This window comes from Micromonospora sp. NPDC050276 (assembly GCF_044459545.1).
Classification (GTDB): Bacteria; Actinomycetota; Actinomycetes; order Mycobacteriales; family Micromonosporaceae; genus Micromonospora.
Genome location: NZ_JBITJA010000002.1, coordinates 202,326 through 216,782 on the forward strand (window position 1 = coordinate 202,326; position 14,457 = coordinate 216,782).

Consider the following 14,457-nt stretch of genomic DNA (forward strand, 5'->3'; position numbering starts at 1 on the left):
CCGCGCCGTCCGCCGGGCGGATCGAAGGTCGAGGAGAGATCCGTGTCCGTCACCCCCACCGTCAGGTCGCCCGAGCCGGGTCGAACCGTCGCCGTCACCCAGCCTGGGCCGGCGGCGGACCCGCCCAGCGGAGTGCTCGACCAGATCGAGCGGCAGGCCCGTCGGTCACCCGGCCGACCGGCGCTGCGCGACGACGCCGGTGTGCTCGGTTACGCGGAACTTCTCCGGCGAATCGACGCGCTGGCATCGGTGTTGCGGGGGCACGGAGTCGGCCCGGGTGAACTGGTCGGGATCTGCCTGCCCCGGGGACGCGAGGCGATCGTGGCGATGCTGGCCGTGATCCGCGCCGGCGCCGGCTACCTGCCGTTGGACCCGACGTACCCGCCGGCACGGCTGGCGCTGATGGTCACCGACGCCCGGCCCGTGTTGGTGCTCACCGGCCACGGCGGGGCGGACCTGCCGGCCGGGACGCCGCGGTTGGCCCTCGACGCGGAGCCGGTGGACGCGTCCGCCGGGCCGGCCACCGTCGCGGTGCCCGACCCCGAGGACCCGGCGTACGTCATCTTCACGTCCGGCTCCACCGGCCGCCCGAAGGGAGTGAGCGTGCCCCGGCGGGCGTTGGAGCACTTCTGCCGGGCGGCCCGCGAGCGTTACGACCTGGCCCCCGACGACCGGGTGCTCCAGTTCGCCTCGCTCAGCTTCGATGCCAGCGTCGAGGAGATCTTCCCGCCGTTGGCCGCCGGCGCGACCGTGGTGATCCGCGACGAGGACGCCATCAGCAGCCCCCGCCGGTTCCTCGACCACTGCGACCGGCATGAGATCACGGTGTTGGACCTGCCCACCGCGTACTGGCACGAGTTGGTGGCCGCCATCGACCGTGGCGAGGCCGAGCTGCCGGCCGGAATCCGGCTGGTGATCATCGGCGGGGAGGCCGCGCAGGCCAGCGCGATCACCCGCTGGCACGCCCGGGTGGGTGCCGGGGTTCGGCTGTTCAACACGTACGGGCCGACCGAGGCCACCGTCGTCGCCACCTGCGCCGACCTGACCGGCTGGTCGGGCGACGGGCCGGTCCCGATCGGCCGTCCACTGTCGGGGGTGAGCTGCGCCGTCGTCGGCGAGGACGACCGTCCGGTGGCCGTCGGTGAGCCCGGCGAGCTGCGCATCAGCGGTCCGGGGGTGGCCACCGGCTACCTGAACCGCCCGGACCTGACCGCCGAGCGTTTCCCACTCGGTCCCGACGGGCGGATCACGTACGCCACCGGGGACCGGGTCCGGGAGCTGCCCGACGGCCAGTTGGCCTACCTGGGCCGCCTGGACAACCAGGTGAAGATCCGCGGGTTCCGGGTCGAGCTGGGCGAGATCGAGACGGCGCTGCGCCGGCTGCCCGGGGTCACCGACGCGGTGGTGGTCGTCGACCAGGGCACCGGGCAGCCCCGACTGGTCGGGCACCTGCTGACCTCGGCCACGACGGTCGACGCCGGCACCGTGCGCCGCCGGCTCGGCGCAGACCTACCCGCCCACCTGGTGCCGGCGGCGGTCCTCGGGCACCGCGCGTTCCCGCTCACGGCGCAGGGCAAGGTGGACCGCGCGGCGCTGGCTCGGCTGCCGCTGCCCGCCACGGCCGAAGCCACCAGCTCAGGCAGGTCCGCCGGGGACACGGACGACCCGGTGTCGACGGCCCTGGCCGCCCGCTGGACCGAACTGCTCGGTGTGCCGGCGGTCGGTCCGGACGATGACCTGTTCACCCTCGGTGCGGACTCGCTCGACGCGATCCGGCTGCTCGGCGCGGTCCGCCACGACCACGGGGCGGAGCTGACGCTCACCCAGCTCTACGCCGCGCCCACGCCGGCCCGGCTCGCCACCCTGATCCGTACCCTGACCAGCGCCGCGGCCCCGGCGGACCCGCCTCCCGCCGTCGCCGCCACCGCCGACGCGGACGGCGCGGTGCTGCTACCGCTCACCGGCCTGCAGCAAGACTTCTGGATCGCCGAGCAGGTCTGCGCCGACCTGCCGGCGCACACGCTGGGCATCCGCTATCGGCTGCCCGGCGCGGTCCGCGCCGACCTGCTCGCCGCGAGCCTGGACGACCTGGTCCGGCGGCACCCGGCGCTGCGGTCCCGGGTCCCGCTGGTCGACGGCGAGCCCCGACTGTGCGTCGAGCCGACCGGGCGGCTGCCACTGACCGAGGTGGATCTGGGCGAGGTCGAGGCCGCGCAGCGCGCGCGGCGCGCCGCCGAGGTCCGCGACCGGGCCGTGCGGGAGCCGTTCGACCTGGCCGCCGGGCCGTTGGCGCGTGCCGTGCTGATCCGTGACGGGTTGGCCGACGAGTTGCTGCTCGTCGTGCACCACCTGGTCTTCGACGGCTGGTCCGCCGGCCTGTTCGGCGACGAACTGGCCGAGCGGTACGCGCACCACACCGCACGGATCGGTGATCCCGACACCGCCGGGGAGACGGCCGACGCCACGGCGCTGGCCGACCTGGCCGGGCTGCGCGTCGCCGGCGCCGCCGACCCGGCGTTGGCCGCCTACTGGCGTGAGCGCTTCACCGGCGCGGACCTCAATCTGGAGCTGCCCACGGACCGGCCCCGCCCGGCGGTGCGGTCGTTCGCGTCCGGCCGGGTGTCCCGGCCGGTCGACCCGGCGCTGCTCGACGCGCTGCGCGCGTCCGGGCGGACCCACCAGGCCAGCCTGTTCATGGTGCTGCTCGCCGGGTTGCAGACCGTGCTGTCGCGCTACACCGGGCGCACCGACGTGACCGTCCTGGCGCCGGTCGCCGGCCGGAATCAGTCCGGGTCGGAGAGGGTGATCGGCGCGGCCCTGAACATCCTGCCGATGCGCGGCGACGTCAGCGGTGAGCCGACCTTCAGTGAACTGCTGGGCCGGGCCCGCGCGGCCGTCCTGGCCGACCTGGACCACCAGGACCTGCCACTGCCGCACATCATCGCGGCGACCGGTCGGCCTGCGTCGGCCAACCGCAACCGGCTCACCGGGGTCATGCTCACCGTGCACAACACGCCGGTGCCCACCGCGAGCGACCTGCGGTACGCGGGCGAGGTCGCGCCCGCCGCGACCATGGTGGACCTCGCCGTCGGGCTGGACTTTCCGGTGGACGGCCCGGTGCTCAGCATCGACTACGCCACCGAACTGTTCGACGCCGAGCGCGTCGACGCGCTGCTGAACCACTTGCTCACCCTGTTGGACGCCGCCGCCGCGACGCCCGACACCCCGGTCAGCCGGCTGCCGATGCTGACCAGCGCCGAGGCCGAGGTGATCCTGCACGACTGGAACGACAGCGCCGCGCCGCTGCCGGCCGCCACCGCCCTGCACCAGCTCTTCGAGCGGTGCGTGGCGGACAGTCCGCAAGCGCCCGCGCTGACCTGGCGCGACGAGACGGTCAGCTACGGCGAGCTGAACCGCCGGGCCAACCGGCTGGCCCGGGTGCTGCGCGCCGACGGGGTGCTGCCCGGCAGTCGGGTGGCGATCTGCCTGGACCGGGGCATCGAGCTGTTCGTCGCCATGTGGGCGGTGCTCAAGGCCGGTGGCGCGTACGTGCCGCTGGACCCGGCGTACCCGGCCGACCGGCTGCGTTACATGATCGACGACAGTCGGGCCGCCGTGCTGGTGACCCGGGTGGACCTGGCCACCGCGCCGACCGGCGAGGCGCCGCTGCGGGTGGTCACCCTGGACCGGGACGCCGAGCGGATCGCCGCCGCCGACGACGGCGACCTCACCCTGGTCACCTCCGGCGCCGATCCGGCGTACGTCATCTACACCTCCGGCTCCACGGGACAGGCCAAGGGCGTGGTGGTCAGCCACCACAACCTGGTGCACGCCGCGGCGATGTGGCAGCGGGCTTACCACCTGGAGCCAGGCTGGACCTACCAGCAGGCGGCGAGCTTCTCGTTCGACATGTTCGTCGGGGAGACGCTGCGAGCGCACTGCACCGGCGGTCGACTCGTGGTGGTGCCCCGCGAGGTGCTGCTCGATCCCGCCGCCCTGTACGCGCTGATGCGCACCGAACGGGTCGAGTGCACCGAGCTGGTGCCGGCGGTGCTGCGTACCCTGCTCGCCCACGTGGCCGAGGCGGGAGAGCGACTGGACTTCGTCCGCCTGCTCATCGGTGGCGGCGAGAAGTGGCACGTGCGCGAGTACCGGCAGGCCCGCGACCTGGTCGGGCCGGGCGGCCGGGTGGTCAACGCGTACGGCGTCACCGAGGTCAGCGTCGACAACGTCTACTTCGACGGGGACGTCGACACGCTGCCCGACGACGCCCCGCTGCCGATCGGACGGCCGTTTCCCAACAACCGGGTGTACGTGCTCGACACCCACCGCCAGCCCGTACCGGTGGGTGTGGTCGGTGAGCTGTACCTGGGCGGTGTGGGGGTGGCCACCGGCTACCACGACCGGCCCGAGCTGACGGCCGACCGTTTCGTCGCCGACCCGTACGCCCCGGCCGACCCGGGCGCGCCAGCCCGGATGTACCGCACCGGCGACGGCGCGCGATTCCGGCGCGACGGCACCGTGGACTTCCTCGGCCGCCTCGACGACCAGGTCAAGGTCAACGGCTACCGGGTCGAGCTGGGCGAGATCGAGGCGACCATCGCCGCGCTGCCCGACGTGCTGGCCTGCGCGGCGGCCGTCCACGAGGGACCCACCGGGCTGGCCCGGCTGGTCGCCTACCTGGTGCCCCGGCCCGGCGTCACGCTCGACGAGCGGGCGGTTCGCGACGCGGCGGCGGCCAGCCTGCCGGCGCACATGGTGCCGGCCCGGCTGTTGACGCTGCCCGCGCTGCCGCTGACCCCCAACGGCAAGCTCGACCGGCGGGCCCTGCCCGCCCCACCGGAGCTCGGCACCGACGCTGCCGGCACGCCGCCGCGCACCGACACCGAGCGGCGGATCGCCGACGCCTGGTGCGCCGAGCTGGGCCGCGACACGGTCGGCATCGACGACAGCTTCTTCGCCCTCGGCGGTGACTCGTTCGCCGCGCTGCGGTTGGTCCGCCGGATCGACGCCGGACTGGCTTTGGTCGAGCTGTACCAGCAACCCACCGTGCGCGCACTGGCCGCCCTGCTCGACGAGCGATCAGCCGGCGCCATTCGGCACGACGGCCTGCTGCACCGGCTCACCCCGGCCGACGCGGACCGGTCCGCCGGCGGGGTGACCGTCGTCGCGGTGCCGTACTCCGGCGGCAGCGCGATCTCCTACCAGCCGCTGGCCGACGCGCTGCCCGCCGACTGGGCCCTGTACGCCGTGGAGCTGCCCGGCCACGACCGCAGCCGCCCGGACGAGGCGTTGCTACCCGGGGCCGAGGTGGCCGAGCGGGTGCTCGCCGAGCTGCGTGAGATCACCGGCCCGGTGCTGCTCTACGGGCACTGCCTGGGCACCGCGGTGACCCTGCAGATCGCCCGGCGGGCCGAGGAGGAGGGCGTGGAACTGCGCGGGGTGGGGCTGGGCGCGAGCTTCCCCACCGCCCGGCTGCCTGGCCGGTTGTTCGACTGGTTCTACCGGCTGGTGCCGACCGACCGGTTCACCTCCGACCGGGAGTACCTGTCGTACCTACGGGCGCGGGGTGGGTTCACCGACGTGGACGACCCGGCCGACGAGGCGTTCGTGCTGCGCAACGTCCGGCACGACGCCCGCGACGCGGAGGAGTACTACACCGCCGCGTACCGGGACCCGGACCACACCAGGCTGCGCGCGCCGGTGCTCAGCGTGATCGGCGAGCGCGACCGGGTCACCGAGTTGTACCAGGAACGCCACCAGGAGTGGACGCACGTGGCCGAGCGGGTCGAACTGGCCGTGCTGCCCAGGGCCGGGCACTTCTTCGTGCGTACCCACGCCGTGGGACTGGCCGAGGTGCTGGTCGCGCTCGCCGCGCGGTCGGCCGCGACGACGGACGCCGCGCCCACACCAATCGCCGCGCCCATGCCGGGCGCCGCGCCCCCACCAACCGCCGCGCCCATGCCGGCCGTCGCGGCGCCGCCGCGCGGACCGGTGCCCAGCCTCGCGCGCTTCGCGGTGGTGGCGTTCGGACAGTTCGTCTCGATGGTCGGCAGCGGGCTCAGCACGCTGGTGCTGAGCATCTGGGTCTACCAACAGACCGGTGCGATCACCGACTTCGCGGTGGTCAGCGCCGTCGGCATGCTGCCCGGCATCCTCGCCGGACCGATCGCCGGCGCGGTCGCCGACCGGTGGGACCGGCGACGGGTGATGCTGGTCAGTGACGCCGTCGCGGCGGCGGCCATGGTGGCGCTGGTGCTGCTCGTCACCGTCGGTGGGGGGCTGCGGCTGTGGCAGATCTACCTGGCGGTCTCGATCACCTCGCTGGCCGGCGCGTTCCAGCGGCCGGCCTACCTGGCGGCAGTGGCCCAGCTCGTGCCCAAGCGTTACCTGGGGCACGCCAACGGCATCAGCCAGCTCGGGGTGGGTGTCGGCCTGGTCTTCGCCCCGATGCTCGGCGCCGGCCTGATCGGTGTGCTCGGCATCCGGGGTGTGATCCTCATCGACGTGTCGACGTTCTGCGTCGGCGTTGTCACCCTGCTGTTGGTCCGTTTCCCGGACCGGATGTTCCGCCGCCGGGAGGAGCCGTTCCGCACGGAGGTGGCCAACGGCTGGCGTTACGTCGCCCGCCGGCCCGGCCTGCGGGCCGCGCTGCGGTTCTTCGTCATCGACCACGCCTTCTACACCCTGGGTTTCGCGGTGATCACCCCGATGCTGCTGATCGAGCAGTCCCCGGTGGCGCTGGGCCTGGCACTGTCCGCGGGCGGCGTTGGCGGCCTGCTGGGCAGCCTCACCATGGGGCTGTGGGGCGGCACCCCACGGCGGGCCACCGGCATGATCCTCTTCATGGGGGTGGCCAGCCTCGCGATGGCCGTGGTGGGCATCGGCGCCAGCCCGGTCTTCGCGGTGGTCGGCATGTTCGCCCTCACCTTCGCCGAGTCCCTGATCGACGGGCACTGGATCGCGCTCATCCAGACCAAGGTGGGCTTCGATCTCCAGGGCCGCGTCCTGTCGATCTTCATCACCGTGATGATGCTGACCATGCCGCTGGGCTACCTCGTGGTCGGGCCGCTTGCCGACCACTACGTCCAGCCGCTGTTGGAGCCCGGCGGCGCGCTGGCCGGCACGGTCGGCGCGGTCATCGGCACCGGGCCGGGTCGCGGCCTGGCCCTGCTCGTCGTGCTCAGCGGTCTGCTCCAGCTCGGCTGGGCGATCCGGGGCTGGCTCAACCCGACGCTGCGGCTGATCGAGGATGACCTGCCCGACGCCCTGCCGCCCGCCGAGATCGGCGACCGCGATGACCTTCAGCGCCTCGCCGACGCCCAGCTCACCGCCGCACGGTCCTGACCCCGACCACCCCCTCACCCTAGGAGCAGCATGTCCACGGTCAGCCTGGCGCCGGTCGACGCGCCCACCGACGCCTTCGGCACCCCCCTGATCGACGCGACCGGCCTGGTGCCCGGCGCCCGGATCCTGGTCAAGGACGAGACCCGGTACGCCTCCGGCAGCCACAAGGAGCCGGCCGCTCGCGCGGTGGTGGCCCGTGCCGCCGCCGAAGGGCGTACCGAGGTGGTCGTCGCCACCTGCGGCAACTACGGCCGGGCGATGGCGATGGCCTGCCGCGCGGCCGGCATGACCTGCACCGTCGTGCTGCCCGCGGGTTGGAGCGACGGCGGGGAGTTCATGCGTGCCGCCGGAGCCCGGGTGCACCTGGTCCCCGGCAGCTATGAGGACGCCGTCGAGGAGTCCCGCCGGCTCGCCGGGGCGCCGGGCGCCGTCGACGGCAACGTGGACGGCCCGTACGTCGAGTCGGTGTTCGCCGGACACGGCGTGGTCGTCGCCGCGCTGCGGGAGGCCCTGAACGAACCGCCAGAGCAGTTCTGGATCCCGGTCGGCAATGGCACCACCGTCATCGCGGTGCACCGCCGGCTGCGGGAGTTGGGCTGGCCGACCGTCGTGCAGGGCGTCTGCTCGGCCGGCAACAACCCGGTGGTCACCAGTTGGCCGGGCCCGTACCGGATGCTGCCGTCCGACGGCGTGACCACCACCGACCACAACCAGCCCTTGGTCAACTGGCACGCGCTACAGGGCCCGGAGGCGATGGCCGCGATCGCCGACACCGGCGGCGCGGTGCACGGCGTCGACGACGACCAGCTCCAGCGTGCCCGGGACCTGCTCGCCGGCTACGGCGCGTACCCCACGGCGGCCGGCGCGGTCGCCCTTGCTGGTCTGCTGGCCTGCGCCGAAACGCCCGGCGGGCTGTCCGCCGGCACCCACGTCGTGCTGCTCAGCGGCCGCTGAGCCGGTCACCCTCTCCAGGAGCCTCGGATGACGATCACCGCACCGACCCGACCGCCCGTCATCGCGGCCGCCGGGCCCGCCCTGCTCTTCCGTCGTACCCGGGTCACCGGCACCGACGAGCGGATCTTCGTCGGCAAACTCGCCGTGCTCGCCGTGCTCACCGCGGCCGGCGCGGCCCTGGCGCTGCGCGCCGAGCCGGTGGCGACCGCGGCGGGCGTGCTGCTGCTGGCCGCGATGTACACCCATGCCGTGGAGTTGCAGCACCAGTGCCTGCACCACTCCGCGTTCCGCCGTGCGCTGCCGCACCGGCTGGTCGGCGTGCCGCTGGGTGTGCCGCTGCTCGTGGTCTACTCGCACTACCGGGTGCGGCACCTGCAGCACCACCGCTACCTGGGAACCCCACAGGACACCGAGTTCTTCGGCTTCGACACCCGCCAGCCGCTGACCGTCGGGATGCTGGTGCGCGGCCTGCTCGACTACCCCCGACTCGTCGGGGTGGGGCTGGACGTGTTGCGCGCGGCCACCGGCCGCTGGCGCTACGCCCACGGCGAGATCGCCCCGGCCATGCGGCGGCGGATCGTCACCGAGCACCTGCTGCTGGGCGGCGTGGTGCTGGCCGCCGTCGGGCTGGCGCTGGCCGGGCACGGCGGTTATCCGCTGCGGCTGTGGGTGCTGCCGCTGCTGGTGGCGGTGCCGATGCACTTCCTCGTCGAGCTGCCCGAGCACCTGCTCTGCGACACCGACACGACCGACGTGCTGCGCAACACCCGCTCGATCCGGGGCAGCTGGCTGAGCACCTGGTTCACCAACGGCAACAACCTGCACATCGAGCACCACGCGGCGATGAGCGTGCCGATCAACCAGCTACCGGCCCGGCACGAGGAGACCCGACGGTACGGCCAGCACGTACAACGCACCTACGGCGAGTTCTACCGACTCCTCTGGCAGGCGGTACGGCCCCGGCGGGGTGCCTGACCGCGCTCAGAGCACCTGATCGAGGAACCGGCGAAGCCGGGGATGCTCGGCCCGCTCGAAGATCGCCTCGGGCGGGCCGGCCTCCAGCACCACACCCCGGTCCATGAAGGCGACGGTGTCGGCGACCTGCCGGGCGAAGCCCATCTCGTGGGTCACCACCACCATGGTCATCCCGGCGGCGGACAGGTCGGCCATCAACCCGAGGACACCCTTGACCAGCTCCGGGTCGAGCGCCGAGGTCGCCTCGTCGAAGAGCATCACCTCGGGCCGCAGCGCCAACGCCCGGGCGATCGCCACCCGCTGCTGCTGGCCACCGGAGAGCTGCGCCGGTCGGGAATTCGCCTTGCCGGCCAACCCCACCAGCTCCAACTGGGCGCGGGCGACCGCGTCCGCCTCGTCCTCGCCGAGCCTGCGCAGCCGGCGCAGCGCCAGCGTGACGTTGCGCAGCACGCTCATGTGCGGAAAGAGGTTGAACTGCTGAAACACCATACCGACCCGCTGCCGCAGCGCGTCCGGGTCGTCGCCCAGCACGCTGCGCCCATCCAGCAGCACGTCGCCGTGGTCCGGCTCGATCAGCCGGTTGATGGTGCGCAGCAGGGTGGACTTGCCCGACCCGGACGGGCCGATGACGCAGGCCGTCGCACCCCGCGGCACGGCGAGGTCGACGCCGCGCAGCACCCGGTTCGGTCCGAAGGCGAGGTGCACGTCGCGTACGTCGAGGCTGACCGAGGTCGTCGTGGCAGTGGTCATCGCCGGTCTCCTTGCGTGGCGGCGTACAACGCGGTGTCGTCGTCGTCCTCTTCGGTCGACGCGGTTACCGGCCGACCGTTGCGCAGCCGCCGGTCGATCCAGTTGACGACGTGCGTCAGCGGGACGGTGAGGGCCAGGTAGAAGAGGCCCGCCAGCAGCAACGCCGACTCGTTGCCGGTGGTGGCCGCGTAGTCCTGCCCGATTCGGAACAGTTCCCGCTGGCTGGCCACCAGGCCGAGGAAGTACACCAGGCTGGAGTCCTTGATCAGCGCGATGAGCTGGTTCACCCAGGCCGGCAGCACCCGCCGGATACCCTGCGGAATGATCACCAGCCGCATCGCGTCGGCCCAGGAGAAGCCGAGGGCACGGGCACCCTCCAACTGCGCGGCCTCCACCGACTGGATGCCCGAGCGGAAGATCTCACCCAGGTACGCGGCGGCGATGAGGGACAGCGCCAGGATGCCCAACGGGTAGGGATCCGGCCCCCAGACCTGCATGCCCAGCGGGGCCAGTCCGACGCCGATCAGCAGGATCGTCGCCGCGGCCGGCAGCCCCCGGAACACGTCGGTGTAGACCCGCGCCGGCCAGCGCAACCAGCGGCTACGGGAGATCCCGGCCACGGCCAGCAGCAGGCCGAGGACCGAGCCGAGCAGGGCGGCGGAGACCGCCAGGATCAGCGTGTTGGGCAACCCGACGGTCAGCATCTCGGGCAGCGCCTCGCGCATGGCGTCGACGTCGAAGAAGGTCTCCCACAGCGTGCTCAACGGATCCATCGGTCGCCTCCCCTACCGCCCTGCTCGCTCGTCACCGGCTCAGGACGCGGCCGAAGCCGACGCCGACGGGGCGGCCGACGCGGAAGCCGACGCCGACGGGGCGGCCGACGCCGACGGGACCGGCACCGTGCCGCTGCCCGGCGTGAAGTCCGCCGGGATCGGCCGGCCCGGGTAGTACTGCGCCTGCAACCGGCTCCAGGTGCCATCGGCGATGACCTCGTCGAGGCCCTTGTTCAGCGCCTCGCGCAGCTTGTCGCTGCCCTTGGCCACGGCGTAGGCGGTCGGTGCGGGGCTGAGCTGCTTGGCCGCCACGGTGATCTTGCCGTTGCTGTCGGCGGCCGACTTCTCGCCGATCTCCGCCGGGGCGATCCACGCGTCGGCGGTACCCGCCTTCAGCTGGTTGATCGCGCCGTTGTAGTCCGGCACCCGCACCGGGTTGAGCTGCTTGCCGGTGGCGTAGTCGTCCTGGACGGTGCCCTGCACCACCACGACCCGCTTCCCGGTGAGCTGGTCGAAGCTGGTGATCGGCGAGCCGGCCGGGACGTCCAGGCCGAAGTAGCCGAAGTCGTACCCGTTGCCGAAGTCCACGGTCTTCTTGCGCGCCTCGGTGATGGTGATCGAGGAGCTGCCGACGTCGAACTTGTGGTTGTTGACCTGGCTGAGCAACGCGGAGAAGTCGGTGCCGACGAACTCCACCTTGAGGCCGAGCTTGCCGGCCACGGCGGTCAGCAGGTCGTTGTCGAAGCCGGTGAACTTGCCGTCCTTGAGGTAGACGTTCGGCGGGGCGTCGGTCAGGGTGCCGGCCCGCAGCACGCCCGGCTGCCCCAGCCCGTACGGGTTGGCGGTGGCGTCGGACGAGCTGTCGTCGCCGCAGGCGGTGAGGGCGGTGGCGGCCAGGATGGTGGCCGCGCCCAGGGCGGCGGCACGGGTCAGGGCAGGAAGGAATCGCACGGGTGTCTCCGAAGGGTGGTGTACCGGCCGCGCACGGGCGTGCGCCGCCGACGGCGCGCCCGATGGGCGTACCGGTGGAAAGGAGTTCGGGAAGGGGAGTGCTAGAGCGCGATGCCGCGACGACAGGCGGCGCTGCACATTCGCATCATGTCCACGTGCCGTCGCCGGGTCAGTGCGGGCGAGGGCCAACCGGCGTGGACGTCCACGACGACGGTCGGTGGGGCGGTGCTGAGGATGCGCATGGTTCTCCCGGGTCTGTGCTGACCTGGGTGCCAGGCCACGCTTGCACCGACTCGTGCCGGTGCCTGGTCCTCACCCGGGGCACCCCACCGCGGAGGAGGGTTGCCGGCCAGCGAGCCGGGGCTTCGCGCTGGCGCTCATGACCTGCGCCGAGGCTAGCAGCAGGCACGGGTGGATCGTCCAGTCGTTATGACCACGCTCACCGTCCGCGACGGGCTGGCCGCTCCCCGCTCAACCGGCGTGCACGTGCGGTCGGCAGTATCCGCCCGTCGGGTCGCTCCCGTCCGCCGGTGCGCGGAACCCGGCCGACGCCCCGCCCGGTTTCGGGCCCAGGACAGGGGGGAAGCAGCGCCCCGGGCTGGACCGGACGGCACCGGGGGGAGGGGACAGGGCATGGTCGGCGGCCGTCGCTTCCGCCCGGGGGGTGGCTTCGGCCGCCAACTCGACGAGTACGAGACGAGGGTGGGCGTGCCGCCGCCCACGGAGCCGCCCGCCCCGTCGCACGGCGGCCTGGTGGACAGCGCGGTGTACATCCGAGGGCGCCGGTTCGCCTCTCCGTCCGGCCTCGCCGAGACGTACCGCTGCCTGCAGGAGCAGGACGACGCGATGGCCTGGATCGGGTTGTACCGGCCCGACACCGACCAGATCACCTCGCTGGCCCGCGAGTTTCGGCTGCACGACCTGGCAGTCGAGGACGCGATCAACGCCCACCAGCGGCCCAAGCTGGAACGCTACGGCCACACCCTGTTCGTGGTGCTGCGCGCCGCCCGCTACGACGACCTTCGCGAGGAGGTGGAGTTCTCCGAGCTGCACCTCTTCATCGGGCCGGGCTTCGTGGTCACCGTCCGGCACGGTGAGGCACCGGACCTGACCGCCGTGCGGCGGCGGATGGAGAGCGAGGCGCAGATGCTCGCTCGGGGCCCGGAGGCGGTCCTGTACGCGATCCTCGACCAGGTCGTCGACGGGTACGCGCCGGTGGTGGCCGGGTTGGAGAACGACATCGACGAGATCGAGACTCAGGTGTTCGGCGGCGACCCGAACGCCAGCCGGCGCATCTACGGCCTTAGCCGCGAGGTCATCCAGTTCCAGCGGGCCGCCCGGCCCCTGCTCAGCGTGCTCGACGCGCTGGCCGACGGCGCCGGCGGCGCCAGCACCGACGAGGAGCTTCACCGCTACCTGCGTGACGTGACCGACCACCTGACCCAGGTGGTGGAGCGGGTGGACGGCTTCCGGCACCTGTTGCAGAACATCCTCACCGTCAACGCCACCCTCGTCTCCCAGCAGCAGAACGAGGAGATGCGCAGCCTCACCGCGGCCAGCTACACCCAGAACGAGGAGCTGAAGAAGGTCTCCTCCTGGGCGGCGATCCTCTTCGCTCCCACGCTTATCGGCACCGTGTACGGCATGAACTTCGTACACATGCCGGAGCTGAACTGGCGCTTCGGCTACCTGTTCGCGCTGCTGTTGATGCTGTTGGTGTGCGGCACCCTCTATGTGATCTTCAAGCGGCGCGGTTGGCTCTGAACCGCGCGGCCGGCCTCACTCGATGCCGCGCAGGATGTGCCGTTCGTCCTCGACATCGTCGTCGCCGGCACCGATCCGGCCGAGCAGTACGGCGGCCGCCCAGATCGTCAGTGGCGTGGCCGCCCCGGTCATCCCGCCGCCGGTCCGGTCGTCCCGGGTCTGCCTCCGCTCCGTGCGCGGTGGCCTGCGCTGAGCCTGCATGGGCCCTGCCTCTCCTCGTCGAAGCCGCCGTGGGCGGCGCGGGGTGAACCCCGCGCCACCGGCCGGGCGAACCGCAGGTGAGCAGCTCGCCACCGGTACGACAGCCACCCGAACCATCCCACGCCCGGCCGTATCCGCACCGCTTGTTTTCGGGTTTCCGACTGACGCCCGCCAAACCGGACATTACGCATCGACGGTCGAGGCGCGGTCAAGGCAGCGGATGGGCGATGCCGCGCGCGTGGTCGGTGAGCGCGGCGCCGACCACGGTCGCGGCCAGTGGCAACACCTCCAGGCACCGGCGTACCGCGGCGGCCATCAGCACGTTCGGCACCCGCATGGAGAGCGTGCAGTGCGGCACCCAGCGCCCCGGCTGGTAGTGCTCGGCGAGGGGGATGCCGGCGGCGGCGAGCCGGTCGTGCACCAGCCGGTGGTGCGCCAGCAACTCCGGGGTGGGCGCCGGACCGAGCCAGAGCACCCGACCGACGAACTGGCCGGCGTGCTGGAAGTCGAGCCGCAACGGGGCGGCCACCACCGTCCCCTGTAGTGCCTTGGCGACCTGCTCCGGGTCGAAGCGGGGCGCCACCATGAGCGAGACGTGCGGACGGTGGCGCTGCTCCAGCAGCGAGCGCATGCTCTGCACACCCTCGGCCTCCAGCGCGTCCCAGAGCACCCGGATCCGCCGAGTGGCGTCCGGGTCCAGGTACAACTCCACCGCGGCGACCATTCGATCACCGTAGTGGCC

The 14,457-nt window shown here is 72.9% G+C and carries 10 protein-coding genes and 1 riboswitch; of the genes, 4 read left to right on the plus strand and 6 right to left on the minus strand.

Features of this window, described 5'->3' with window-relative positions:
* Positions 1-42: 42 nt before the first annotated feature.
* From ACIBF8_RS04165 to ACIBF8_RS04175, 3 genes are read left to right on the plus strand one after another with little or no spacing between them, the layout of a single operon-like run.
* Positions 43-7,347, plus strand: a complete 7,305-nt coding sequence (locus ACIBF8_RS04165) for an amino acid adenylation domain-containing protein (RefSeq protein WP_396780909.1) — start codon at positions 43-45, stop codon at positions 7,345-7,347.
* A gap of 30 nt (positions 7,348-7,377) precedes the next feature.
* The gene (locus ACIBF8_RS04170; protein ID WP_396780910.1) at positions 7,378-8,301 is read left to right on the plus strand and encodes a pyridoxal-phosphate dependent enzyme; all 924 of its coding nucleotides are present in this window, start codon (positions 7,378-7,380) and stop codon (positions 8,299-8,301) included.
* A 27-nt stretch (positions 8,302-8,328) separates the two neighbouring features.
* Positions 8,329-9,276: a fatty acid desaturase family protein gene (locus ACIBF8_RS04175; protein ID WP_396780912.1), complete on the plus strand. Its 948-nt coding sequence runs from the start codon at positions 8,329-8,331 to the stop codon at positions 9,274-9,276.
* A gap of 6 nt (positions 9,277-9,282) precedes the next feature.
* On the opposite strand, the gene ACIBF8_RS04180 is transcribed toward ACIBF8_RS04175, so the two are convergent.
* The 4 genes from ACIBF8_RS04180 to ACIBF8_RS04195 form a co-directional block, all read right to left on the minus strand.
* Positions 9,283-10,026: an amino acid ABC transporter ATP-binding protein gene (locus tag ACIBF8_RS04180; RefSeq protein WP_396780914.1), complete on the minus strand. Its 744-nt coding sequence runs from the start codon at positions 10,024-10,026 to the stop codon at positions 9,283-9,285.
* Entirely contained in the window at positions 10,023-10,799 is a 777-nt protein-coding gene (locus ACIBF8_RS04185; RefSeq protein WP_396780916.1) for an amino acid ABC transporter permease, read from the minus strand. Before ACIBF8_RS04185 ends, ACIBF8_RS04180 begins: the two co-directional genes overlap by 4 nt.
* Before the next feature lie 39 nt (positions 10,800-10,838).
* Positions 10,839-11,750: an ABC transporter substrate-binding protein gene (locus tag ACIBF8_RS04190; RefSeq protein ID WP_396780918.1), complete on the minus strand. Its 912-nt coding sequence runs from the start codon at positions 11,748-11,750 to the stop codon at positions 10,839-10,841.
* Between the two features lie 101 nt (positions 11,751-11,851).
* Positions 11,852-11,992, minus strand: a complete 141-nt coding sequence (locus tag ACIBF8_RS04195) for a hypothetical protein (protein WP_396780919.1) — start codon at positions 11,990-11,992, stop codon at positions 11,852-11,854.
* Positions 11,993-12,024: 32 nt separating this feature from the next.
* Positions 12,025-12,135, minus strand: a riboswitch (SAM riboswitch).
* A gap of 248 nt (positions 12,136-12,383) precedes the next feature.
* On the opposite strand from ACIBF8_RS04195, the gene corA reads away from it, so the two are divergent.
* The gene (gene corA / locus ACIBF8_RS04200; RefSeq protein ID WP_396780920.1) at positions 12,384-13,514 is read left to right on the plus strand and encodes a magnesium/cobalt transporter CorA; all 1,131 of its coding nucleotides are present in this window, start codon (positions 12,384-12,386) and stop codon (positions 13,512-13,514) included.
* A gap of 15 nt (positions 13,515-13,529) precedes the next feature.
* Here corA and ACIBF8_RS04205 read toward each other — a convergent pair whose 3' ends face one another.
* Both ACIBF8_RS04205 and ACIBF8_RS04210 read right to left on the minus strand, forming a co-directional pair.
* A complete protein-coding gene (locus ACIBF8_RS04205) occupies positions 13,530-13,715 on the minus strand; it encodes a hypothetical protein (protein WP_210784088.1) in 186 nt (61 codons plus the stop codon).
* Between the two features lie 208 nt (positions 13,716-13,923).
* On the minus strand, positions 13,924-14,439 hold the full coding sequence (locus ACIBF8_RS04210; RefSeq protein ID WP_396780922.1) for a 2'-5' RNA ligase family protein: 516 nt from the start codon (positions 14,437-14,439) through the stop codon (positions 13,924-13,926).
* Positions 14,440-14,457 lie beyond the last annotated feature (18 nt).